Consider the following 22,417-nt stretch of genomic DNA (forward strand, 5'->3'; position numbering starts at 1 on the left):
TCAATGATTGGCTGCGTTTTTCGCTTTATATTTATCCAACCATCAACCCTGATTGAGCGCAGGGTGAAGGTATCGAATTATTTAGACAGGTCGTCTGCGTGCTCAGATAGGAACGCTGCAACACCTTTTGGAGATGCGTCCATACCAGCTTTACCTTCTTCCCATTGTGCAGGACATACTTCGCCGTGCTTCTGGTGGAAGTTTAGAGCGTCAACCATACGTAGCATTTCGTCGATGTTACGGCCTAGAGGTAGGTCGTTAACTACTTGGTGACGTACAAGACCGTCTTCGTCGATTAGGAAAGAACCACGGAAAGCAACGCCTGCTTCTGGGTGCTCTACGTCGTACGCTTGGCAGATTTCGTGTTTAACGTCTGCAACTAGAGGGTACTTAACTTGACCAATACCGCCATCTTCGATAGCAGTGTTACGCCATGCGTTATGAGAGAACTGAGAATCGATAGAAACACCGATAACTTCACAACCTTTAGCTTGGAAATCAGCAAGACGGTTGTCGAATGCGATCAGTTCTGATGGGCAAACGAAAGTGAAGTCTAGTGGGTAGAAGAATACAACTGCTTTTTTACCTTTAGTGAACTCAGCAAAGTTAAAGTTCTCAACGATATCACCGTTACCTAGAACAGCTGCTGCAGTAAAGTCTGGGGCTTGACGACCAACTAGTACCATTTTTTTGCTCCTAAATAGAGTTTAATTCAAACCATTTTTGGTTTGGTCCGTGTTTGTGCGAGACAAACTATAGTACACATTGTAGTATTGAAAAAAGCGAAATTAATAGATTAATTTCATCGAAAAAAGCGATGAAGCAGTAATGCCGATTCCTTTTTTGATATTGGTCCAAAAACAGGCAGTTACCATGAATAAATGGCCCAGTTTAAAGCAGCTTCATTACTTGGTTACTCTGCATGAGACGCGACACTTTAGTGAAGCCGCAGAGCGCTGTTTCGTCAGCCAGTCTACGTTAAGTAAAGGCATTCAGAACCTAGAAGAGCTGATAGGCTGTCCTCTCTATGAAAAGAAAGATAAGAAAAGTCCGTTAGTCTTTACCCAAGCTGGTGAAATGGTGGTTTCACAAGGGAGGGAGCTCCTAGCGAAGGGGCAAGACCTGATTGAATTAGGCAATTTGTGTCAAGGTGATGCAATGCAGGGGCAGTTGAAGCTCGGTTGTATCCCTACAATAGCGCCATTCTTACTGTGTGATTTAGTACAGGAAGTGAACGCGCGTTACCCTCAGCTTAATCTTTTACTTAGAGAAGATACTACAGCGAACTTACTCGCCGCGCTGAGACATGGTGAATTGGACGTTCTCATTTTGGCGCTCCCGATGGACATCGGCAATATGGATAGCTGCATTGTTGGACATGACCCGTTCAAAATGGTCATCAGCCGTAATCAAGCGGACAGAATTCGTGTTCCTATCAAATATGATGATCTACCGGATGAATCGGTTTTCTTGTTAGAAAATGAACACTGTTTAACGGAGCATGCGGTTTCTGCGTGCAAGCTGACTGAGAAAGAGAAAATCAATCCATTTAGCGCAACAAGCTTACATACTTTGGTTCAAATGGTTGCTAATGGGTTGGGGACGACATTTATTCCTCAGATGGCGATCGAGCATGGTCTATTAGAGAATCAAAATCTTATTGTTGTGGAGCCACCGGGGCAGCAGGCTTATCGTGATATTGGATTAGTTTGGCGACCAAGTTCATCTCGACGTGACTCATTTCTTCAACTGGCGGATGTGGTTTCAGAGTTACTTTAGTTTTTAAACAATTCTACTTATTAGGCAACTGCTAGTGAAAGGCACCAACTTTGGTGTCTTTTTTATTAAATTGCTCTAAATGCCTAAGCTAGTGTGTAAAAAAACACAGTTCAATTTTCACTAAATCTTTCAATCAAATTCTGCGCTTCACAGTGTCAATTTCACACTGTCAAATTAAAGAGATGTGCGGTCATTATCTAGACAACTTAGTGATAACGCGGTGTGCCTCGTGATTTTCCTACTTTCGGTAAAATCATATAGATAAGAATGGTTGTAGCTTGTTGTAATTAAATTACGTAACATGCTACATTTTTCGGGCTTTATGTACGCTTTTTCCTAAGAAGAACAAAGTGTCGAATTTTCGAAAAAGGCAAATTTAGAGTTGATACTCTAAGTTGGCTTGGGTATCGTATTTATATGTTTTCAATGGAAGATAAGACTTGGTAAGGAATCATTTATTTGACTCACTTTGCCACAATGACAGTAAAGTTTGCTGACCATTTTTGTAACTACTTTTGTTTTAAACTTTCAAGTGAGATGAGAGTAAGTGCAGCAAGTGACTTATCTCAGTGATAAAGAGCCCTAACTGTGAGCGTTTGATTGTATCTCGCAGTATTTAAGCGTTTTCATAGTGAGTTATCACATCATTGAAAAACAGAAGCATAACGCTTCGATTGGTTTTGAGCACTGCCTCAGTAGTTCAGCAATGGCTACTGAATGTCGGTAAGTTTGAGCGGCGCAAGCCGCTCCCTTTTTTTAGCTGTTATGCGTCTAGTGCTTCCGAATCGCCACTCTCTTCAACTTCGTCTGGCTCAACTTCTTCTTGAAGCTCTAGCAAGTTAACTGCGATCGCGACAAAATCACTGTCAGTAATAATGCCAACTAGCTGTTTATTTTTCACAACAGGTAGGCATCCCACTTTGTGTTTCTGCATGTAGAGTGCACTTTCTTTTAATCCGGCTCTTGGTTCTACCGTCATAATATTGCTGTGCATGAGTTCACTCAATGGGGTGGATAATGTGTAAGATTGGTCGCTTGGGATTTTTTGTAGGATGGATTCTTGTGCTGCCAAAACATCACGTTGAGAAACAATGCCGAGCAAATGACGTTCTGCATCAACGATAGGTATATGCCTGATATCGAGTGCTTCCATCGTATGTTTAGCATCGGCTAGGGAGTGAGACCGCAATAGGGTGTGAGGGTTGCGAGTCATCATATCTTCGACCTTAATCATAGGGCCTCCAACTCGTTCTGATTGTGTACTTTAACTATAGAATTTTTCATGGATTAAGTCTGAGACAGGCGTCGTTTTTTGTAGCGCCAGTCACAAAATAAACTTACTGATATTAAGGTTAAATTGCGTCCCCAAAAAACACAGAGTTTACGTTGGACAATGACGGTTCAGCTTGCTATTCCAACGGGTCACTTTATACTATGCGGCTGCGAATTTTTTCGCCGTTTTTGTCGCTTAATATAGAAGATTGGTGTTATGCAAGTTTCAGATTTTCATTTTGATTTACCAGATAAGCTTATTGCTCGCTACCCTAAAGCCGAAAGAAGCTCAAGCCGACTGCTTCAGCTAACTGGAAATACTGGTGAAGTCGTAGATGGAAGCTTCACTGATATCATTGACCAAGTTCAGCCGGGCGATCTACTCGTGTTCAATAATACCCGCGTGATTCCAGCACGAATGTTTGGACGTAAAGCGTCAGGCGGTAAAATTGAAGTGCTCGTTGAACGTATGCTGGATGACAAGCGTGTCCTAGCTCATGTTCGATCTTCTAAAGCGCCGAAACCAGGTACAGAACTGTTCCTTGGAGAAAATGATGAATACCAAGCGTTGATGGTCGCTCGTCACGACGCACTTTTTGAAATTGAAATGCAGTCTGATAAGACGGTTCTTGATATTCTTAATGATATTGGCCACATGCCATTACCTCCTTATATCGATCGTCCAGATGAGGATGCCGATAAAGAACGTTACCAGACCGTATACAACGAGAAGCCAGGTGCGGTTGCAGCTCCTACCGCTGGTCTTCACTTTGACGATGTAGTGCTTGAGAAAATCAAAGCTAAAGGTGCGAACTTTGCTTATGTGACTCTGCATGTTGGTGCGGGTACTTTCCAACCAGTGCGGGTTGAGAATATTAACGATCATCACATGCACGCAGAGTATGTTGAAGTACCGCAAGAGGTCGTAGACGCGATCAATGAAACCAAAGCAAACGGTGGTCGAATTATCGCAGTTGGTACAACATCGGTTCGTTCTCTAGAAAGTGCTGCGCAAGATGCGCTGAAAAATGGCACTGAATTAGTGCCATTTTTTGGTGACACAGAAATCTTTATTTTCCCAGGATATGAGTATCAGTTGGTGGATTGCTTAGTAACCAATTTCCACCTTCCTGAGTCCACGCTCATCATGCTCGTCAGTGCATTTGCGGGCTACGATAATGTGATGAGCGCATACCACCACGCTGTAGAACAGAAGTACCGCTTCTTTAGCTACGGTGATGCGATGTTCATTACCAAAAAGACCGCTTAAGATTATTATTTCACTCAAGGAGCCAGTGGAATACGGTAAGGATTACCAACTTCACTAGTCGTTTGGCTAGTGCATTCAAGTGCGACAAGCTACGCTTGTTAGTGCGTTTTAAGATTGAGTCAGACTGTGTCTCTGGCAATGTGGAGGCTTCGTGAAATTACAATACGAACTAAAAAAGAAAAATGGTCACGCTCGTCGTGGTCAATTGACGTTTGAACGCGGGACGGTACAAACGCCTGCGTTTATGCCTGTCGGTACTTACGGTACTGTGAAAGGTATGACACCAGAAGAAGTAAAAGGCACTGGAGCTGAAATTCTTCTAGGTAACACTTTCCACCTATGGTTGCGCCCTGGTCAAGAAATCATGAAGATGCACGGTGACTTACATGACTTTATGAACTGGCATGGTCCAATCCTTACCGATTCAGGTGGCTTCCAAGTATTCAGCCTTGGGGATATTCGCAAAATCACTGAAGAAGGTGTGCATTTCCGTAACCCAGTAAACGGTGACAAGATTTTCATGGATGCTGAAAAGTCGATGGAAATCCAGAAAGATCTTGGCTCTGATGTGGTGATGATTTTTGACGAATGTACGCCATACCCAGCGACGCACGCTGAAGCGAAAAAGTCGATGGAAATGTCATTGCGTTGGGCACAACGTTCTCGCGATCATTTCGACAAGTTAGAGAACCCTAACTCGCTGTTTGGGATTGTTCAAGGCAGCGTGTACGAAGATCTACGTGATGTGTCTGTGGAAGGCTTAACTAATATTGGCTTCGACGGTTACGCGGTTGGTGGTCTTGCTGTTGGTGAGCCAAAAGAAGACATGCACCGTGTGTTAGAGCATACAACGCCTAAACTGCCTGAAGACAAACCTCGCTACCTAATGGGTGTAGGTAAACCTGAAGACTTAGTTGAAGGTGTTCGCCGTGGTATCGATATGTTCGATTGCGTAATGCCGACTCGAAATGCACGTAATGGACATCTATTTGTAACCGGTGGCATTGTTAAGATCCGTAATGCAACGAACAAGACAGATACAGGTCCATTGGATGAGCATTGTGATTGCTACACCTGTAAAAATTACTCTAAAGCGTATCTGCATCATTTAGATCGCTGTAATGAGATCTTAGGCGCTCGCTTAAACACGATTCACAACCTACGCTACTACCAACGTCTGATGGAAAGCATCCGCACTGCGATTGATGAAGACCGTTTTGATGAGTTTGTAGAAGAGTTTTATGCACGACGCAACCGCGAAGTGCCGCCACTAGATATGAAATAGTTGGCTAAATAAACGGCTATCCCTGCAATTGGTACCAAATCCTAGCTCTCGGTCACATTTTTTATGTGTTTAAGTCGCTATGAAACATTGAGTTACCGTTTGCTTCTTGAAAAGATAAGGGGATAGCCCAATTTTGGATATGTATTTACATTAAAGAGGATGTTTTCCGATGAGTTTGATTTCTGCAGCTCACGCAGCTGAAGCGGCACCACAAGGTGGCGGTTTTGAAATGCTAATTATGCTTGGCATGTTTGCGGTAATTTTCTATTTCATGATTTACCGCCCACAAGCTAAGCGTGCTAAAGAGCATAAAAACCTAATGGCTTCTATGGGTAAGGGTGATGAAGTCCTAACTAATGGCGGTCTAATTGGTAAGATCACTAAAATTGCTGAAGACAACGACTACATTGCTATCGCTCTTAACGACAACAATGAAGTAGTTATCAAGAAAGACTTCGTTACTGCAGTGCTACCAAAAGGTACGCTAAAGTCTCTATAAAAACAGCTAAAGGATCCTCGCTGTGCTAAACCGTTATCCTTTGTGGAAGTACCTGATGGTGGTGTTCGCCATCGCCATTGCAGCTTTGTATGCACTTCCCAATCTATACGGTGAAGATCCGGCTATTCAAATTACAGGGGCGCGCGGCGCCTCTGTTGATATGTCGACGCTGGATACTGTCACCAAAGCTCTTGAAGAAGAGCAACTTTCTCGTAAGTCCATTGCTTTAGAAAATGGCTCCATTCTTGTTCGTTTCAACGATACTGATACTCAAATCAGTGCGCGTGACGTAATCAGCCAAGCTTTAGGTAAAGATTCCATTGTTGCATTGAACCTAGCGCCAGCTACGCCAAACTGGCTAGAGTCGATCGGTGCAAACCCAATGAAATTAGGCTTAGACCTTCGTGGTGGTGTTCACTTCTTGATGGAAGTGGATATGGATGCTGCGATGGAAAAGCTGGTGGGTCAGCAAGAAGAAGCATTTCGTAGTGAGCTTCGTGAAGACCGAATTCGCTACCGCTCCATTCGTCCATCGGGTAAAGATGGTGTCGAAGTACTACTTCGTGACGCTGAACAACTCGCGGAAGCAAAAGCGGTGCTAACTACGAAACACCCAGACATGGACTTCTTTGATTCTGACTCAAATGGTCGTTTCGCACTTGTAGCGCGTTTTAAAGAAACTCGTCTACAAGAGATTCGTAACTATGCTGTCGAGCAGAACATCACCATTTTACGTAACCGTGTAAACGAACTGGGTGTGGCTGAACCTCTGGTTCAACGTCAAGGTGCTAGTCGTATCGTAGTTGAACTTCCAGGTGTACAAGATACTGCTCGAGCTAAAGAGATTCTTGGTGCTACGGCAACGCTAGAATTCCGTGAAGTAGACAGCTCAGCGGATCTTGCAGCAGCAGCTAATGGTCGAGCACCAGCAGGCAGTGAAATCAAGCAAGACCGTGACGGTCGTCCTGTGGTGTTGAAGAAGCGCGTTATTCTAGGTGGTGCGAGCATTACCGATGCAAGTTCAAGTGCTGATGAATATGGTCGTCCACAAGTTAACATCTCGCTAGATAGCGAAGGTGGTAACAAAATGGCGGCGTTCTCACGTCAGAATATTGGTAAGCTGATGGCAACGGTTTTCGCTGAGTATAAAGACAGCGGCAAACGTACACCGGAAGGCAAAGTTATTCTTGATAAGCATGAAGAAGTCATTAACCAAGCGACGATTCAATCGGCACTTGGTCGCAACTTCCGTATTACTGGTATTGATTCTGCAGCTGAAGCTCACAACTTAGCTCTGCTATTGCGTGCCGGTGCTCTGATTGCACCTATTTCAATTGTTGAAGAACGTACTATCGGTCCATCAATGGGTCAGCAAAACATCGACATGGGCATCAAAGCATGTATCACAGGTATGATCGCTGTAATGCTATTCACCTTGGTGTATTACCGTCGATTTGGCCTATTTGCCAATATGGCGTTAATGGCTAACATCGTATTGATCGTTGGTGTGATGTCGATGATTCCTGGTGCAACGATGACGTTACCAGGTATTGCAGGTATCGTACTTACCGTAGGTATGGCAGTTGATGCTAACGTTCTGATATTTGAGCGGATACGTGAAGAGCTAAAAGAGGGGCGCAATCCTCAACAAGCGATTCACCAAGGCTATGCCAATGCGTTTAGTACCATTGCTGATGCTAACATTACGACGCTAATTACCGCGATTATTCTATTCGCAGTAGGTACTGGTGCAATCAAAGGCTTCGCGGTAACGCTGTCGATTGGTATTATCACTTCTATGTTTACTGCCATCATTGGTACACGATGCCTCGTGAACCTAGTGTACGGTGGTAAGCGTATCAACAAGTTGTCGATCTAAGGGTTAGTTATGTTTCAGATATTGAAAGCAGACAAAACGATCGACTTTATGCGTTGGTCTAAAGCGGCATTTGCCTTGTCGCTCGTGATGATAGGTGCTGCTATCTTTACTTTATCAACCAAATGGTTGAACTGGGGTCTAGATTTTACTGGCGGTACGTTGATTGAAGTTGGCTTCGAGCAGCCAGCTAACCTTGAACAAGTGCGTTCGGCTCTAGATGCGAAAGGCTTTGGCGATGCAACGGTTCAGAACTTTGGTTCATCTCGTGATGTCATGGTTCGTCTCCGCCCACGTGAAGATGTACAAGCGGAAGCGTTAGGTAACCAGATTTTGGATGCGATTAAACAAGGTACGGGCGAAAGCGTTGAAATGCGCCGTATCGAGTTTGTTGGTCCAAACGTGGGTGATGAGCTGACCGAAGCGGGCGGTTTGGCGATCTTAGTATCGTTAATCTGTATCTTGATCTATGTATCTGTACGATTCGAATGGCGCTTAGCGGCAGGTGCAGTACTAGCACTCGCGCACGACGTTATAATTACGTTGGGTATTTTCTCTTTGATGCAAATCGAAGTCGACCTTACCATTGTTGCGGCACTGCTTACCGTAGTCGGTTACTCACTCAATGATACGATTGTTGTTTTCGACCGTATTCGAGAAAACTTCCGTAAGATGCGTAATGGTGAGCCAGCTGACATTATGAACAGCTCAATCACTCAAACGCTAAGCCGTACCTTGATTACGTCTGGTACTACATTATTCGTAGTTATCGCACTCTTTACTCAAGGTGGTGCGATGATTCACGGGTTCGCAACAGCCTTGCTGTTAGGTATTACCGTTGGTACTTATTCTTCAATCTATGTTGCGTCGGCTCTGGCTCTGAAACTGGGTATCCAGAAAGAGCACTTAATGCCACCGCAGATTGAGAAAGAAGGTGCCGAGTTTGACGAGATGCCTTAAGGCATTGAATTAGACTTCAAGTACGTCGTCATCCATACGCAGATGCAGCCAGTGGATGACGAAAGAATCGTTCTAAATCGTAAAAGCCACTCTATCGAGTGGCTTTTCTTTTGTCTGCTTTAAATGGATGACAGTAACTATCTCACTGCACCGAAAGCACCAAACAAAAAATCCCGACCAATGGCCGGGATTTCAAATTCAGCTGTGACGGGCTGTGATTCTTAAGCTAATTACTTAAGGATAGCTTCGTTACCATTCTCGCGAATGATCTTAAGCATGCTCTTAGCACCACGTGCACTTGCAGCAACAACATTACCAGACTTCATGTACTCAGTGCCGCCTGAAAAATCAGTCACGATAGCGCCAGCTTCACGAGCGATCAGCTCACCAGCAGCCATGTCCCATGGTTTTAGGCCTAGTTCGAAGAAGCCGTCTAGACGACCTGCACCTACATAGCAAAGATCAAGAGCAGCAGAACCTGCGCGGCGGAAATCTGCACATTCAACGAACATTGCCGACATGATCTTGAAGTAGCTTTCAGAGTGCTGCTTTTGCTTCGAAGGGAAACCTGTACCGATGACAGTACCTTTTAGGTCTTTTAGTGTGTTAACACGGATTCGAGCATTGTTTAATTGAGCGCCAGCACCGCGTTGTGCAGTGAATAGCTCGTTTAGCATTGGATCGTATACGCACGCAACTTCAGTTTTACCCTTAATGCGAACCGCAATAGATACTGAGAAGTGTGGAATACCTTTAACGAAGTTATTAGTGCCATCCAGTGGGTCGATGATCCATTGTACGTCGCTATCTTTACCTTCAATCATGCCACCTTCTTCAGCGATGATGCTGTGGTCAGGGTAAGATGTTTGAATAGTATGGATAATGAGTGCTTCAGCTTCTTTGTCTACGTTAGTAACAAAGTCATTAGTGCCTTTCTGTACTGACTCGATCTTGTCAGTGTTTTCTAGTGATTTAGCAATATGGTTGCCCGCTTTACGCGCAGCGCGTATAGCGATATTTAGCATTGGATGCATACGAATTTTCCCAACGGATGTTAAAGAACAAAAAGCGGCGGCGAGTATACCAAAGTTTTGGCAAAAGGGAAGTGGTTATTTTTTGTTCTGTCATCAGGGTGACTAAAAAGACCCTGACTATTTTAGTCGGGTTTATGTTATTATTCGTCGGTTTTGTAATCTTGGTGCAATTTGATAATGCTAGACAACGTGAAAATCGTCCTCGTCGGAACCTCTCACTCCGGTAATATCGGTTCAGCTGCAAGAGCGATGAAGGTGATGGGGTTAAGCCAGATGGTCTTGGTCGACCCACAATGTGAGGTAGATGCTCAAGCGGTTGCGCTTGCTGCGGGCGCTAGTGATATTGCGCTTGGAGCTCAAATTGTTGGTTCGTTGCAAGAAGCGATTGAAGATTGTGGTTTGGTTGTTGGCTCAAGTGCGCGCTCTCGTACACTGGATTGGCCTATGATTGAACCAAGAGAGTGTGGCGAGAAGTTTGCCATTGAAGGTGAACAACATCCTGTTGCTTTAGTTTTTGGCCGTGAACGCACTGGCTTAACCAACGAAGAATTACAGCTTTGCCATTTTCATACTTGTATTCCAGCAAACCCGGAATACAGCTCTCTTAACTTAGCGATGGCTGTTCAGACATTAAGTTATGAAGTACGTGTTGCGCATTTGCAGCGTGTGGCCAACCAGTTTCCTGAACAAGAGGAAGCAGAGTATCCACGTCACAAAGAGCTAGAATTATTCTACCAACACCTTGAAAAAGTCATCACCGATACCCAGTTTATTTCTAAAGATAAACCAGGGTTAGTAATGAACAAATTACGCAGAATGTTCAGTAGAGCTCGCCCTGAGTCACAGGAAATCAACACGTTGCGTGGTATTTTAACGTCAATAGAAAAAGGACTAGGGGTTAAAAAATAACCACTTTTTCTGTTGGGTTAAATACCTGACTATTTTAGTCAAATAAATACTTGATTAAAATAGTCAGGTATGGAAAAATCGAAACCACATAATCAATGTGGAAACGTGTGATATGAGACTAACATCAAAAGGAAGATATGCAGTAACGGCGATGCTAGATGTCGCACTGCACTCACAGCAAAGCCCAGTACCTCTAGCCGATATCTCTGAACGCCAAGGGATTTCACTGTCATATCTAGAGCAACTGTTCTCAAAATTGCGCAAAGCTGGACTTGTAGCCAGTGTTCGCGGCCCAGGTGGTGGTTACCGACTCGGCGCCGAAGCATCTGATATTGCAATTGGAACGGTGATAGCTGCTGTTGATGAGTCTGTTGATGCAACCAAATGTGCTGGTAAAGGCGATTGCCAAGGTGGTACACGTTGCCTCACTCATACGCTTTGGAGAGATTTAAGCTCTCGTATTAGTGACTTCTTAAATAACATCACTCTTGGCGAGTTGATGGTAGATAACGAAGTATTAGAAATTTCAGACCGACAAGACGTAGATCTTGCGGTAAATCATGGGTTCTCAAGAAAAAGTACAAGCACCGCACCCATCGGAATCAATGTTCGCTCGTAAGTAGTGTTGCTTTTACATTGGAGTAAAGAATGAAACTGCCTATTTATCTAGACTACTCTGCCACATGTCCTGTTGACCCAAGGGTTGCAGAAAAGATGGTTCAATTTATGACAATGGACGGTACCTTTGGTAACCCAGCGTCACGATCACACCGTTTTGGTTGGCAAGCAGAAGAAGCAGTAGACAACGCGCGTGAGCAAATCGCCGATCTGTTAAATGCGGATCCTCGCGAAATTATTTTCACTTCGGGCGCGACAGAATCAGACAACCTTGCTATCAAGGGTGCTGCTCACTTTTACGCTAAAAAAGGTAAGCATGTTATTACCTGTAAAACAGAGCATAAAGCAGTACTTGACCCATGTCGTCAATTAGAGCGTGAAGGCTTTGAGGTAACGTATCTTGAGCCAGAAGCAAATGGTCTTATTGACTTAGCAAAGTTAGAAGCCGCAATGCGTGACGATACCGTGCTTGTTTCTATCATGCACGTAAACAACGAAATTGGTGTTGTTCAAGATATCGCCGCTATTGGTGAGCTATGCCGCAGCAAGAAAATCGTTTTCCACGTTGATGCTGCGCAATCGGCTGGCAAATTGCCAATTGATGTTCAAGAAATGAAAGTTGACTTAATTTCAATGTCAGCTCACAAAATTTATGGCCCGAAAGGTATCGGTGCACTATACGTTCGTCGTAAACCACGTATCCGTTTAGAAGCACAAATGCACGGTGGTGGTCATGAGCGTGGTTTCCGTTCTGGTACGCTACCAACTCACCAAATTGTTGGTATGGGCGAGGCATTTGCTATTGCTAAGCAAGATATGCAAAAAGATTATGACCATGCAAAATCTCTGCGTGATCGCCTGTTAAATGGCGTTAAAGATCTTGAAGCCGTTACGATCAATGGTGACCTAGAGCAGCGCGTACCTCACAACCTAAATGTGAGCTTCGCATTTGTTGAAGGTGAATCGTTGCTGATGTCATTGAAAGATCTTGCAGTATCATCCGGTTCCGCATGTACTTCAGCGAGCCTAGAACCATCTTATGTACTTCGTGCATTAGGTCTGAACGATGAACTGGCACACAGCTCTGTACGTTTCTCGTTTGGTCGCTTCACGACAGAAGAAGATATCGATTACGCGATTGAGCAAATTACAACAGCAGTGAACAAGTTACGTGACATGTCTCCTCTATGGGATATGTATAAAGAAGGGATTGACCTAGATACGGTCGAGTGGGCACACCACTAATCTCACGATAGTAGAGGATTCGAGGAATTTATTATGGCATATAGTGAAAAGGTTATTGACCACTATGAAAACCCACGTAATGTAGGGTCGTTTGATAAAAATGATCCAGCTGTGGGAAGTGGTATGGTAGGCGCGCCTGCTTGTGGCGACGTAATGAAGCTTCAGATTAAGGTAACACCAGAAGGTATTATCGAAGACGCGAAATTCAAAACCTACGGTTGCGGTTCAGCTATCGCATCAAGCTCACTGGTTACTGAGTGGGTAAAAGGTAAATCAATTGAAGAAGCAGCTGCGATCAAAAATGCTGAAATTGCTGAAGAACTAGAGTTGCCACCAGTGAAAGTTCACTGCTCAATTCTTGCGGAAGACGCAATTAAAGCCGCCGTAGCCGATTATAAGAAAAAGCACGACTAAATCGCTTGGATAACCAAGCCTTAATATATCATCAAGAGAAGCAAACAAAGGTTGTAGTATGGCCATCTCAATGACAGAAGCAGCAGCAAGCCGAGTAAGAACGTTTTTAGAAAACCGCGGTAAAGGTATTGGATTACGTTTAGGTGTAAAGACCACTGGTTGTTCTGGTATGGCCTATGTTCTTGAGTTTGTAGACGAGCTTGATGATGGTGATGAAGTCTTTGAGCACGAAGGTGTGAAAGTCATCATCGATGCAAAGAGCTTGGTTTATCTTGATGGAACAGAGCTTGATTACGTGAAAGAGGGCTTGAACGAAGGGTTCGAATTCAACAACCCAAACGCAAAAGGCGAGTGCGGTTGTGGTGAGAGCTTTAATGTTTAACCTTTAATAATCGTGGTGCAGTTGGTTTAGCCAGTTGCTCCACGATTCTTGTTTGCGAGTCTATGTTATGAACCATTTCGAACTATTTGGGCTACCTATTCAGTTTCAGCTGGACGGTAGCCTTCTTTCTTCTCAATTCAGAGAATTACAGCGACGCTTTCATCCCGATAACTTTGCTACCGCTTCCGAGCGTGACCGCATGCTTGCGGTTCAGAAAGCAGCGCAAATCAATGACGCATACGAAGTACTTCGTAAACCAATTTCTCGAGCAGAGTATCTGCTGGCTGAGAATGGCGTAGATATTCGAGCTGAACAGCAAACCTTGCAAGATCCTATGTTCTTAATGGAACAGATGGAACTGCGAGAGACCCTCGAAGAAATAGAGACCTCAAGCGATGTTGAGTCAGAACTTTTTGACTTTGAAGCGAAGGTCAGCAAAATGTTCAAATCACAACTGCTTGAGTTACAACAGCTGCTCGAACAGAATCAGTGGCCACAAGCTGCAGATAGCGTCAGAAAACTAAAATTTATCGCCAAGTTGCAAAGTGAAATAGAACAGCTCGAAGATAAGCTGCTTGGTTAATGGAAGCTCCCAAGGATATTTGAATGGCATTACTTCAAATCGCAGAACCCGGTCAAAGCTCTGCGCCACACGAACATAAGTTGGCTGCAGGTATTGATCTAGGGACTACAAACTCTCTAGTTGCAACGGTCAGAAGTGGAGAAGCGGCCACGCTACCAGATTCGAATGGCAGAAATATCTTGCCTTCGGCCGTGCACTACACAGAAGAGTTGACCACGGTCGGTGTTGAGGCTCGTGATAACGCAGCTTCTGATCCTGTGAATACTATTATTTCGGTAAAACGCTTGTTAGGCCGTTCACTTTCTGATGTTCAAAGCCGTTATCCATCCATGCCTTACTCTTTGACAGAAAGTGATAATGGACTGCCAGTATTACAAACGCGTGGTGGGGCGAAGAATCCTATTCAAGTGTCCTCTGATATCTTAAAAGCACTTTCTCAACGTGCAGAAGAATCATTAGGTGGTGAATTAGCAGGAGTGGTTATCACGGTTCCCGCCTACTTTGATGATGCTCAGCGTCAAGGCACAAAAGATGCAGCTAGCTTAGCTGGTTTGCATGTCTTAAGACTGCTCAATGAACCTACTGCTGCCGCTATTGCTTATGGTTTGGATAGTGGTCAAGAAGGTGTGATTGCCGTTTATGATCTTGGTGGAGGCACTTTTGATATTTCCATTCTGAGATTATCTCGTGGCGTATTTGAAGTACTGGCAACGGGCGGCGATTCAGCGCTGGGTGGTGATGATTTTGACCACTTGGTTGCAGAGCATTTGCAGCAACAAATTGGTAAGGCTGAATTAACGGTTAAAGAGCAGCGTGAATTACTGGACGCAGCAACACAAGCTAAGATCGACTTGAGCCAATCCGATGTGGCAAGTGTGGACGTGCTAGGTTGGCAAGGCACCTTAGAGAAAGCTCAATTTGAAGATCTCATTCGTGCCTTAGTTAAGAAAACCCTTCTTTCTTGTCGCCGTGCTCTAAAAGATGCGGAAGTGGATGCTGAAGAGGTACTTGAAGTCGTAATGGTGGGCGGTTCAACTCGTACACCTTTGGTTCGCAACATGGTAGGCGAGTTCTTTGGGAAAACGCCTCTGACTAGCATTAACCCTGATGAAGTCGTTGCGATTGGTGCTGCTATTCAAGCGGATATTCTTGCAGGAAACAAACCTGACTCTGAAATGTTGCTGCTCGACGTACTGCCTTTGTCTCTAGGTATTGAAACAATGGGTGGCCTAGTCGAGAAAATTGTTCCTCGAAATACAACCATTCCAGTTGCTCGTGCTCAAGAGTTTACCACTTTTAAAGACGGTCAAACGGCTATGTCGGTTCATATTGTTCAAGGTGAACGTGAAATGGTTGATGATTGTCGTTCTCTGGCTCGTTTTTCACTTAAAGGTATTCCTCCAATGGCGGCGGGTGCTGCGCATATTCGCGTTACCTATCAGGTTGATGCAGATGGTCTACTGTCTGTTACTGCGATGGAAAAGAGCACGGGTATTCAATCTGATATTCAAGTCAAGCCATCATACGGCCTAAGCGATGATGAAGTGACTAACATGCTTAAAGATTCGATGACTTACGCTAAAGATGACATGCTGGCTCGTGCCTTAGCTGAACAGCGTGTGGAAGCCGATCGCGTTATCGAAGGGTTGATTGCAGCGATGCAAGCCGATGGCGATGCTTTACTCGATGAACAAGAAAAACAAATACTAGTAGAAGCGATTGAAGCACTGATTAAATTGCGCAATGGTGACGATGCCGACGCCATTGAACAAGGTATAAAAAATACTGATAAAGCGAGCCAAGAATTTGCTTCTCGTCGTATGGACAAATCCATTCGCGAAGCTCTTGCTGGTCAATCAGTAGATAACATTTAAATTCGAGGACTAAGTAGTCATGCCAAAAATAGTTGTTCTGCCCCATGAAGATCTGTGCCCAGAAGGCGCAGTGTTAGAGGCTAACGAAGGCGAAACCGTATTAGATGTGGCACTAAAAAACGGTATTGGGATTGAGCACGCTTGTGAGAAATCGTGCGCTTGCACAACTTGTCACGTGATTATTCGTGAAGGTTTTGATTCACTTGAAGAAAGTGAAGAGCTTGAAGATGACATGCTAGATAAAGCGTGGGGCTTAGAACCAGAATCACGTTTGGGTTGCCAAGCCGTTGTTGCTGATGAAGACTTAGTGGTAGAAATTCCAAAATACACGTTAAACCACGCATCTGAAGATCACTAATAAGTGGAGGATACATGAGCTTAAAATGGACTGACTCTCGTGATATCGCTATTGAGTTGTGCGATCAATTTCCAGATATGGACCCAAAAACGGTTCGTTTTACCGACTTGCATCAATGGATAACGGAACTAGAAGATTTTGACGATGATCCAAATCGTTCCAATGAGAAAATCCTTGAAGCAGTCATCTTATGCTGGATGGATGAGTACGATTGATAAATCGCTCTAACTTTACTTCTAAAAACGGACCTTTGGTCCGTTTTTTTGTCGCTACATGTTACATTGTTATTAATTCCCTTGGGCGGGTCATTGGTATTGTCTCTACATAGTGATAACATCATTTGAATCATAAGATACGACAACACAAAACAGAATTAAGACAAGGAGAGACCATGTCTAACACAATGTCGGTATTTCTTAGCCAAGAAGCGGCTGCTCCTCAATGGGGTGACAAAGCAATCATCTCTTTCACAGAAACTGGCGCGACAGTCCACTTGGGCGAGGGCCACGATTTAGGCGCTATTCAGCGCGCGGCTCGTAAATTAGACTCGCAAGGCATTTCTAATGCAACACTGGCTGGCGAAGGCTGGGATCTAGAATCAACCTGGGCATTCTATCAAGGCTACCGTAACTCTAAGAAAAGCACACAAGTAACGTTGCCATCACTCAGTGAGCAAGATGAAAACGAGCTGAATGCACGTATCAAAGCCTCTAACTGGACTCGTGACATCATCAACAAGAGTGCGGAAGAAGTCGCACCTCGTCAACTTGCGACTATGGCGGCTGAGTTCATTAAATCAACGGCTCCTGAGCACGTTACTTACCGCATTGTAAAAGATAAAGATCTGTTGACTGAAGGTTGGGAAGGTATTTTCGCGGTAGGTCGCGGTTCTGAACGTACATCCGCAATGCTGCAACTCGATTACAACCCAACAGGTGACGATAATGCCCCAGTCTTTGCGTGCCTAGTTGGTAAAGGCATCACATTCGACTCTGGTGGCTACAGCCTAAAGCCTTCTAACTTTATGTCGGCGATGAAAGCAGACATGGGTGGCGCTGGTACTATCACTGGCGGTTTGGGATTAGCGATCATGCGTGGTTTGAACAAACGTGTGAAGTTGATTCTATGCTGCGCGGAAAACATGGTTTCTGGCCGAGCGCTTAAATTGGGTGACGTGATCACTTATAAAAACGGTAAGACGGTTGAGATCATGAATACCGATGCCGAAGGACGCTTGGTTCTGGCTGATGGTCTTATTTACGCAAGTGAACAGGACCCTGAGCTGATTATTGACTGTGCTACGCTCACTGGTGCAGCTAAGAATGCTCTAGGTAATGATTACCACGCCATCATGTCTTTTGATGATGAACTAACTCATCAAGCGTTAACCAATGCAAACCAAGAAAAAGAAGGTTTGTGGCCACTGCCGCTAGCAGACTTCCATCGAGGTATGCTGCCGTCTAACTTTGCTGACCTGTCAAATATCAGCAGTGGTGATTATTCGCCAGGTGCGAGTACTGCAGCGGCATTTTTGTCTTACTTTGTCACGGATTATAAAAAAGGTTGGTTGCATTTCGATTGTGCTGGTACTTACCGTAAAGCGGCGACTGATAAGTGGTCTGCGGGTGCAACTGGCATGGGTATTCGTACTCTAGCTCGACTGCTTACTGAGCAATCTCAAACCAAATAACAACAATAGAAACAGAAAGATAAGGAACAATAATGGCCCTAGAAAGAACATTTTCAATCGTTAAGCCTGATGCAGTAGAACGTAATCTTATTGGTGAGATCTATCATCGTATTGAGAAAGCTGGTTTAAAAATTATCGCAGCTAAGATGGTTCACTTAACCGATGAGCAAGCGAAAGGGTTTTACGCTGAACACGAGGGTAAACCATTCTTTGAGGCACTACGCGAGTTTATGACCTCTGGTCCTATCATGGTTCAAGTACTTGAAGGCGAAGATGCCATCGCTCGTTATCGTGAGCTTATGGGGAAGACTAACCCAGAAGAGGCGGCATGCGGAACCATTCGTGCGGACTACGCGTTAAGCATGCGTCATAACTCGGTACACGGTTCAGACAGTCCAGTGTCTGCGGCACGTGAAATTGAATTTTTCTTCCCAACGTCGGAAATTTGTCCGCGTTAATGATTGACTCCGTTCAACACAAGGAGGCTTAGGCCTCCTTTTTTAATATTGAGTGTTTGCATTGTTCAAAAAATGTTCACTTATAAATGAATACCTTATTATTTTAAGGTTTTGTAGCGCTTGTTGTAGTCGCCTAAAGGCTGTACAATTCGCGCCCTTAAGTAGAATCACCGTCATCGAAGAGGCAACATGACCGCACAAAAAGTCAATCTACTCGATTTTGATCGCAAAGGTATGCGTAAATTCTTCCAAGAGGAACTTGGCGAAAAAGCCTTCCGTGCTGATCAGGTTATGAAGTGGATCTATCACTTCGGTTGTGATGACTTTGAGAAGATGACCAACATCAACAAGAAGCTTCGAGAAAAGTTGATTCGTCTGGCCGAAATTAAAGCCCCGACAGTCTCTGAAGCGCAACACTCATCAGATGGCACCATTAAATGGGCGATGCGAGTGGGTGATCAAGATGTTGAAACGGTCTATATCCCAGATGATGACCGTGCAACCTTGTGCGTTTCATCTCAAGTAGGTTGTGCGTTGGAGTGTAAGTTCTGTTCAACGGCGCAGCAGGGCTTTAATCGTAACCTAAAAGTATCGGAAATCATCGGTCAGGTTTGGCGTGCAGCGCGTGAAGTGGGCCTTGAAAAAGAGACTGGTCGTCGCCCTATCACTAACGTTGTGATGATGGGTATGGGCGAACCTCTACTTAACATGAAAAACCTGATGCCAGCGCTAGAGATTATGCTAGATGATCTTGGCTTTGGTTTGTCTAAACGCAGAGTCACGGTATCGACTTCTGGTGTGGTATCTGGTCTTGATCAAATGACCGGTGAAATTGATGTCGCGTTGGCTATTTCTCTACATGCTCCAAATGACAAATTGCGTAGTGAAATCATGCCGATTAACGATCGTTGGGATATCGAAGATTTCTTAGCATCAGTTCGTCGCTATATTGCGTCATCTAACGCTAATCGCGGCAAAGTAACCGTTGAATATGTGCTTTTAGACCACGTTAACGACGACATGGATCATGCACGTGAGCTTGCGGAATTGTTGAAAGACACGCCTGCAAAAATCAACTTGATTCCATTTAACCCTTATCCGGGGTCACCGTACAAGAAACCAAGTAACTCGCGCATCGATCGTTTCATGAAGACGCTAATGCAATACGATTACACTGTGACAGTTCGTAAGACTCGCGGTGACGATATTGATGCAGCTTGTGGTCAATTAGTCGGAGATGTAATTGACCGTACAAAACGTACCAAGCAACTGGCTGAGCAAAAAGGTGAAGCTATTCCGGTAAAAGCGGTATAAACCAATAACAAATGATGAAAAACCAAGTATTTGCTTGGTTTTTTTGTATCTATAGCGCTGTAATCGAAAATATCTGATCCTTGCCACAATTTACTGATAAAAAATTCAGTATTAATGGAACAAATATCAGTTTTGTTAATCAAATATTTCAAAACGTCGCCTGAACCTTATTGATAGTGTCAATTTTTCATCAAAAATGGCGCTATTTACGTCGTTTTACGTTTGCCGATTTTAACTCGTGGTTAGAATCGACTATGATGGTCACATTCAGCCGCTGTCTTGACCCATTTGGGAGTGAGATTGCGCAAAAATCATAATGAAATCGAGCACTTTGCACTAGACTGAGGTGTAGAAGTAGGCAATTTGGGACTATGCTGTAAATACAGTTAGTACGTACGATTTACCACACTAATGACGACAGCACACCAATAAATAAAACGAACTAAGCGTGTAGCGTCATAGTCACAACCAAAAGAAGTACATGATAAATGAGTACTGAACAAAATACCGCAGTAGAAGATAAAGTTGAACAGCAACCACAAGAGCCCGTTCTTGCCGGAACCATATTAAAAGAGAAGCGTGAAGCGCTAGGTCTCACTCAGAAACAGATCGCAGACCGCTTGCGCTTGCGTGTCGCCATCATTCAAAAGATAGAAGCCAATGATTTTGATGGTGAGCAAGTTGCAACCTTCACTCGAGGGTATCTACGTTCTTACGCGAAGGCTGTGGGCATTGATGAAAAAGAGATCCTTGGTGCCATTGAACACCACAGTGAAGCTCAACCTTCAGAACAGCCAATGCAGAGCTTCTCTCAGAAAACCAATAAAGAAAAACACGATAGCCGCATAATGAAACTTACTTGGGGTATTTTCGTGGTAATTATTGGTATCTCTTCGGTTTGGTGGTTGCAAAGCCAGCAAAAAGATACCTTATCGGAAATCGCAGACACCAGCGATCCGGCTTTTCAAGTAGAAGAACCCGTTTCACCACAGCTTACTGTTGAGCCTGAATTAGCTCCAGCAGAAGATGAAGTAAAGACTATTGATGTGTCTGCTATTATCGAAACGCCTGAGCGGACAGAGGAAGCCGCAACAGAGCCAGCATCAGAGGCTGCCAATCTTGACGCTGAAGTGGCGTCAGCAGACGTTGCAGTAATTGAGGAACAACCACAGACCTCAAATGAACAACCAAAGCCGGTAGATGGTCTGACTAATTTAACGATGGCTTTCACAGGTGATTGCTGGGTCCAAGTAAAAGATGCGGACGGAAAAACCATTACTACCGGTATTAAAAAGCAGGGTGATAATGTCAATGTTAACGGAAAAGCGCCATTTAAAGTGATTTTAGGTGCTCCTGAGAAAGTTTCTATGACATTAGCAAGTGAACCTGTCGACCTTTCTGGGTATACTTCAGGCAAAGTAGCTCGATTCACCTTACCTTAGATAATCAATATGCATCACGAATCACCAATTAAACGTCGCCCATCTACGCGTATTTATGTGGGCGATGTACCTATCGGCGATGGCGCGCCCATTGCTGTTCAGTCAATGACAAACACTCGCACGACGGATGTTGCTGCGACCGTTGCTCAGATTAAAGCGTTAGAAAATGTCGGTGCAGACATTGTTCGTGTTTCTGTTCCTACTATGGATGCCGCAGAAGCCTTCCGAGAAATCAAACAGCAAGTTTCGATTCCTTTGGTTGCCGACATTCATTTCGACTATCGAATTGCATTGAAGGTCGCGGAGTATGGCGTAGATTGTTTACGTATCAACCCAGGTAATATCGGTAACGAAGCTCGCATTCGCTCTGTGGTAGATTGTGCACGCGATAAAAATATTCCAATTCGTATTGGCGTAAATGGCGGGTCTCTAGAAAAAGACATTCAGATGAAATATGGCGAGCCTACACCAGCTGCTTTGGTTGAGTCAGCGATGCGTCACGTGGATATTTTGGATCGTCTAAACTTCGACCAATTTAAAGTCAGCGTCAAAGCATCGGATGTGTTCCTAGCCGTAGATTCTTACCGATTGTTGGCTCAAAAGATTGATCAACCACTACACTTAGGTATCACTGAAGCCGGCGGCGCACGTGCGGGTGCCGTGAAGTCGTCAGTTGGTCTTGGAATGTTGTTGGCAGAAGGTATTGGTGACACTTTGCGTATTTCTTTGGCTGCAGATCCTGTTGAAGAGATTAAAGTGGGCTTTGATATTTTGAAGTCATTGCGTATTCGTTCTCGTGGCATCAACTTCATTGCTTGCCCAAGTTGTTCACGTCAAGAATTTGATGTGATCGGCACAGTAAATGCGCTTGAGCAGCGTTTAGAAGATGTAATTACCCCAATGGATGTATCGATTATCGGCTGTGTGGTTAATGGACCAGGTGAAGCAGAAGTTTCACACTTAGGCTTAGCTGGCAGTAACAAGAAAAGTGCATTCTACGAGGACGGTAAACGTCAGAAAGAGCGCTTCGATAATGATGACCTGGTGAATAAGCTCGAAGCAAAAATTCGTGCTAAGGCGTCGATGTTAGATGAGTCAAATCGCATCGAAGTGAATCAAGTAGAAGATAAATAATTTCAACGATATAACGGTATT

The 22,417-nt window shown here is 44.2% G+C and carries 23 protein-coding genes; 20 read left to right on the forward strand and 3 right to left on the reverse strand.

What is annotated here, in order from left to right; translation table 11 throughout:
- Window positions 1–77 precede the first annotated feature (77 nt).
- Window positions 78–686 carry a peroxiredoxin gene (locus AWH66_RS14785; RefSeq protein WP_006074794.1) on the reverse strand — a complete coding sequence of 203 codons (609 nt, stop codon included), beginning with the start codon at window positions 684–686 and terminating at the stop codon, window positions 78–80.
- A gap of 187 nt (window positions 687–873) precedes the next feature.
- Here AWH66_RS14785 and AWH66_RS14790 point away from each other — a divergent pair, with 187 nt between their 5' ends.
- Window positions 874–1,779, forward strand: coding sequence for a hydrogen peroxide-inducible genes activator (locus tag AWH66_RS14790; protein WP_006074795.1), 906 nt, complete (start codon window positions 874–876; stop codon window positions 1,777–1,779).
- A gap of 763 nt (window positions 1,780–2,542) precedes the next feature.
- On the opposite strand, the gene AWH66_RS14795 is transcribed toward AWH66_RS14790, so the two are convergent.
- Complete coding sequence (locus AWH66_RS14795) at window positions 2,543–3,013, reverse strand: CBS domain-containing protein (RefSeq protein WP_063603994.1); 471 nt, start codon at window positions 3,011–3,013, stop codon at window positions 2,543–2,545.
- A 255-nt stretch (window positions 3,014–3,268) separates the two neighbouring features.
- Here AWH66_RS14795 and queA point away from each other — a divergent pair, with 255 nt between their 5' ends.
- The 5 genes from queA to secF all read left to right on the forward strand — a co-directional run bounded on the left by queA (window position 3,269) and on the right by secF (window position 8,941).
- Complete coding sequence (gene queA, locus AWH66_RS14800) at window positions 3,269–4,321, forward strand: tRNA preQ1(34) S-adenosylmethionine ribosyltransferase-isomerase QueA (RefSeq protein ID WP_063603995.1); 1,053 nt, start codon at window positions 3,269–3,271, stop codon at window positions 4,319–4,321.
- Window positions 4,322–4,472: 151 nt separating this feature from the next.
- Window positions 4,473–5,606 carry a tRNA guanosine(34) transglycosylase Tgt gene (gene tgt, locus AWH66_RS14805; RefSeq protein ID WP_006074798.1) on the forward strand — a complete coding sequence of 378 codons (1,134 nt, stop codon included), beginning with the start codon at window positions 4,473–4,475 and terminating at the stop codon, window positions 5,604–5,606.
- 169 nt (window positions 5,607–5,775) lie between these two features.
- On the forward strand, window positions 5,776–6,105 hold the full coding sequence (gene yajC / locus AWH66_RS14810; RefSeq protein WP_006074799.1) for a preprotein translocase subunit YajC: 330 nt from the start codon (window positions 5,776–5,778) through the stop codon (window positions 6,103–6,105).
- Window positions 6,106–6,127: 22 nt separating this feature from the next.
- The gene (secD, locus tag AWH66_RS14815; RefSeq protein ID WP_006074800.1) at window positions 6,128–7,984 is read left to right on the forward strand and encodes a protein translocase subunit SecD; all 1,857 of its coding nucleotides are present in this window, start codon (window positions 6,128–6,130) and stop codon (window positions 7,982–7,984) included.
- 9 nt (window positions 7,985–7,993) lie between these two features.
- Complete coding sequence (gene secF, locus AWH66_RS14820; protein ID WP_038227970.1) at window positions 7,994–8,941, forward strand: protein translocase subunit SecF; 948 nt, start codon at window positions 7,994–7,996, stop codon at window positions 8,939–8,941.
- A gap of 230 nt (window positions 8,942–9,171) precedes the next feature.
- On the opposite strand, the gene suhB is transcribed toward secF, so the two are convergent.
- Entirely contained in the window at window positions 9,172–9,975 is an 804-nt protein-coding gene (gene suhB / locus AWH66_RS14825; protein WP_038227968.1) for an inositol-1-monophosphatase, read from the reverse strand.
- 177 nt (window positions 9,976–10,152) lie between these two features.
- Between suhB and trmJ the strand changes: the two genes are divergently transcribed.
- From trmJ to ispG, 14 genes are all read left to right on the forward strand, one after another.
- Complete coding sequence (trmJ, locus tag AWH66_RS14830) at window positions 10,153–10,884, forward strand: tRNA (cytosine(32)/uridine(32)-2'-O)-methyltransferase TrmJ (RefSeq protein ID WP_063603996.1); 732 nt, start codon at window positions 10,153–10,155, stop codon at window positions 10,882–10,884.
- A gap of 112 nt (window positions 10,885–10,996) precedes the next feature.
- A complete protein-coding gene (gene iscR / locus AWH66_RS14835; RefSeq protein WP_006072585.1) occupies window positions 10,997–11,503 on the forward strand; it encodes a Fe-S cluster assembly transcriptional regulator IscR in 507 nt (168 codons plus the stop codon).
- A 29-nt stretch (window positions 11,504–11,532) separates the two neighbouring features.
- Window positions 11,533–12,747: an IscS subfamily cysteine desulfurase gene (locus tag AWH66_RS14840; protein ID WP_006072583.1), complete on the forward strand. Its 1,215-nt coding sequence runs from the start codon at window positions 11,533–11,535 to the stop codon at window positions 12,745–12,747.
- Between the two features lie 33 nt (window positions 12,748–12,780).
- Window positions 12,781–13,161, forward strand: a complete 381-nt coding sequence (gene iscU / locus AWH66_RS14845) for a Fe-S cluster assembly scaffold IscU (protein ID WP_006072582.1) — start codon at window positions 12,781–12,783, stop codon at window positions 13,159–13,161.
- Window positions 13,162–13,219: 58 nt separating this feature from the next.
- Window positions 13,220–13,543 (forward strand): iron-sulfur cluster assembly protein IscA, encoded by a 324-nt coding sequence (iscA, locus tag AWH66_RS14850; protein ID WP_006072581.1) that lies wholly within the window; start codon window positions 13,220–13,222, stop codon window positions 13,541–13,543.
- A 67-nt stretch (window positions 13,544–13,610) separates the two neighbouring features.
- On the forward strand, window positions 13,611–14,126 hold the full coding sequence (gene hscB, locus AWH66_RS14855) for a co-chaperone HscB (protein ID WP_006072580.1): 516 nt from the start codon (window positions 13,611–13,613) through the stop codon (window positions 14,124–14,126).
- A gap of 23 nt (window positions 14,127–14,149) precedes the next feature.
- The gene (gene hscA / locus AWH66_RS14860) at window positions 14,150–16,000 is read left to right on the forward strand and encodes a Fe-S protein assembly chaperone HscA (RefSeq protein ID WP_063603997.1); all 1,851 of its coding nucleotides are present in this window, start codon (window positions 14,150–14,152) and stop codon (window positions 15,998–16,000) included.
- Window positions 16,001–16,019: 19 nt separating this feature from the next.
- Window positions 16,020–16,358 carry an ISC system 2Fe-2S type ferredoxin gene (gene fdx / locus AWH66_RS14865; RefSeq protein WP_006072576.1) on the forward strand — a complete coding sequence of 113 codons (339 nt, stop codon included), beginning with the start codon at window positions 16,020–16,022 and terminating at the stop codon, window positions 16,356–16,358.
- A 14-nt stretch (window positions 16,359–16,372) separates the two neighbouring features.
- Window positions 16,373–16,573, forward strand: coding sequence for a Fe-S cluster assembly protein IscX (gene iscX / locus AWH66_RS14870; protein ID WP_006072574.1), 201 nt, complete (start codon window positions 16,373–16,375; stop codon window positions 16,571–16,573).
- 176 nt (window positions 16,574–16,749) lie between these two features.
- The gene (gene pepB, locus AWH66_RS14875; RefSeq protein WP_063603998.1) at window positions 16,750–18,048 is read left to right on the forward strand and encodes an aminopeptidase PepB; all 1,299 of its coding nucleotides are present in this window, start codon (window positions 16,750–16,752) and stop codon (window positions 18,046–18,048) included.
- A gap of 32 nt (window positions 18,049–18,080) precedes the next feature.
- Complete coding sequence (ndk, locus tag AWH66_RS14880) at window positions 18,081–18,506, forward strand: nucleoside-diphosphate kinase (RefSeq protein WP_063603999.1); 426 nt, start codon at window positions 18,081–18,083, stop codon at window positions 18,504–18,506.
- A gap of 189 nt (window positions 18,507–18,695) precedes the next feature.
- Window positions 18,696–19,820: a dual-specificity RNA methyltransferase RlmN gene (gene rlmN, locus AWH66_RS14885; RefSeq protein WP_063604000.1), complete on the forward strand. Its 1,125-nt coding sequence runs from the start codon at window positions 18,696–18,698 to the stop codon at window positions 19,818–19,820.
- Window positions 19,821–20,308: 488 nt separating this feature from the next.
- Window positions 20,309–21,262 (forward strand): cytoskeleton protein RodZ, encoded by a 954-nt coding sequence (gene rodZ / locus AWH66_RS14890; RefSeq protein ID WP_063604001.1) that lies wholly within the window; start codon window positions 20,309–20,311, stop codon window positions 21,260–21,262.
- A gap of 9 nt (window positions 21,263–21,271) precedes the next feature.
- Entirely contained in the window at window positions 21,272–22,396 is a 1,125-nt protein-coding gene (ispG, locus tag AWH66_RS14895) for a flavodoxin-dependent (E)-4-hydroxy-3-methylbut-2-enyl-diphosphate synthase (protein WP_038227956.1), read from the forward strand.
- Window positions 22,397–22,417 lie beyond the last annotated feature (21 nt).

It is taken from the genome of Vibrio barjaei, assembly GCF_001639065.2.
GTDB lineage: Bacteria > Pseudomonadota > Gammaproteobacteria > Enterobacterales > Vibrionaceae > Vibrio > Vibrio barjaei.

Coding starts and splice junctions, on each gene's coding strand:
- AWH66_RS14785 (WP_006074794.1), bottom strand. CDS start 686: ATGGTACTAGTTGGTCGTCAAGCCCCAGACTTTACTGCAGCAGCTGTT.
- AWH66_RS14790 (WP_006074795.1), top strand. CDS start 874: ATGAATAAATGGCCCAGTTTAAAGCAGCTTCATTACTTGGTTACTCTG.
- AWH66_RS14795 (WP_063603994.1), bottom strand. CDS start 3,013: ATGATTAAGGTCGAAGATATGATGACTCGCAACCCTCACACCCTATTG.
- queA (WP_063603995.1), top strand. CDS start 3,269: ATGCAAGTTTCAGATTTTCATTTTGATTTACCAGATAAGCTTATTGCT.
- yajC (WP_006074799.1), top strand. CDS start 5,776: ATGAGTTTGATTTCTGCAGCTCACGCAGCTGAAGCGGCACCACAAGGT.
- secF (WP_038227970.1), top strand. CDS start 7,994: ATGTTTCAGATATTGAAAGCAGACAAAACGATCGACTTTATGCGTTGG.
- suhB (WP_038227968.1), bottom strand. CDS start 9,975: ATGCATCCAATGCTAAATATCGCTATACGCGCTGCGCGTAAAGCGGGC.
- trmJ (WP_063603996.1), top strand. CDS start 10,153: ATGCTAGACAACGTGAAAATCGTCCTCGTCGGAACCTCTCACTCCGGT.
- iscR (WP_006072585.1), top strand. CDS start 10,997: ATGAGACTAACATCAAAAGGAAGATATGCAGTAACGGCGATGCTAGAT.
- AWH66_RS14840 (WP_006072583.1), top strand. CDS start 11,533: ATGAAACTGCCTATTTATCTAGACTACTCTGCCACATGTCCTGTTGAC.
- iscU (WP_006072582.1), top strand. CDS start 12,781: ATGGCATATAGTGAAAAGGTTATTGACCACTATGAAAACCCACGTAAT.
- iscA (WP_006072581.1), top strand. CDS start 13,220: ATGGCCATCTCAATGACAGAAGCAGCAGCAAGCCGAGTAAGAACGTTT.
- hscB (WP_006072580.1), top strand. CDS start 13,611: ATGAACCATTTCGAACTATTTGGGCTACCTATTCAGTTTCAGCTGGAC.
- hscA (WP_063603997.1), top strand. CDS start 14,150: ATGGCATTACTTCAAATCGCAGAACCCGGTCAAAGCTCTGCGCCACAC.
- fdx (WP_006072576.1), top strand. CDS start 16,020: ATGCCAAAAATAGTTGTTCTGCCCCATGAAGATCTGTGCCCAGAAGGC.
- iscX (WP_006072574.1), top strand. CDS start 16,373: ATGAGCTTAAAATGGACTGACTCTCGTGATATCGCTATTGAGTTGTGC.
- pepB (WP_063603998.1), top strand. CDS start 16,750: ATGTCTAACACAATGTCGGTATTTCTTAGCCAAGAAGCGGCTGCTCCT.
- ndk (WP_063603999.1), top strand. CDS start 18,081: ATGGCCCTAGAAAGAACATTTTCAATCGTTAAGCCTGATGCAGTAGAA.
- rlmN (WP_063604000.1), top strand. CDS start 18,696: ATGACCGCACAAAAAGTCAATCTACTCGATTTTGATCGCAAAGGTATG.
- rodZ (WP_063604001.1), top strand. CDS start 20,309: ATGAGTACTGAACAAAATACCGCAGTAGAAGATAAAGTTGAACAGCAA.
- ispG (WP_038227956.1), top strand. CDS start 21,272: ATGCATCACGAATCACCAATTAAACGTCGCCCATCTACGCGTATTTAT.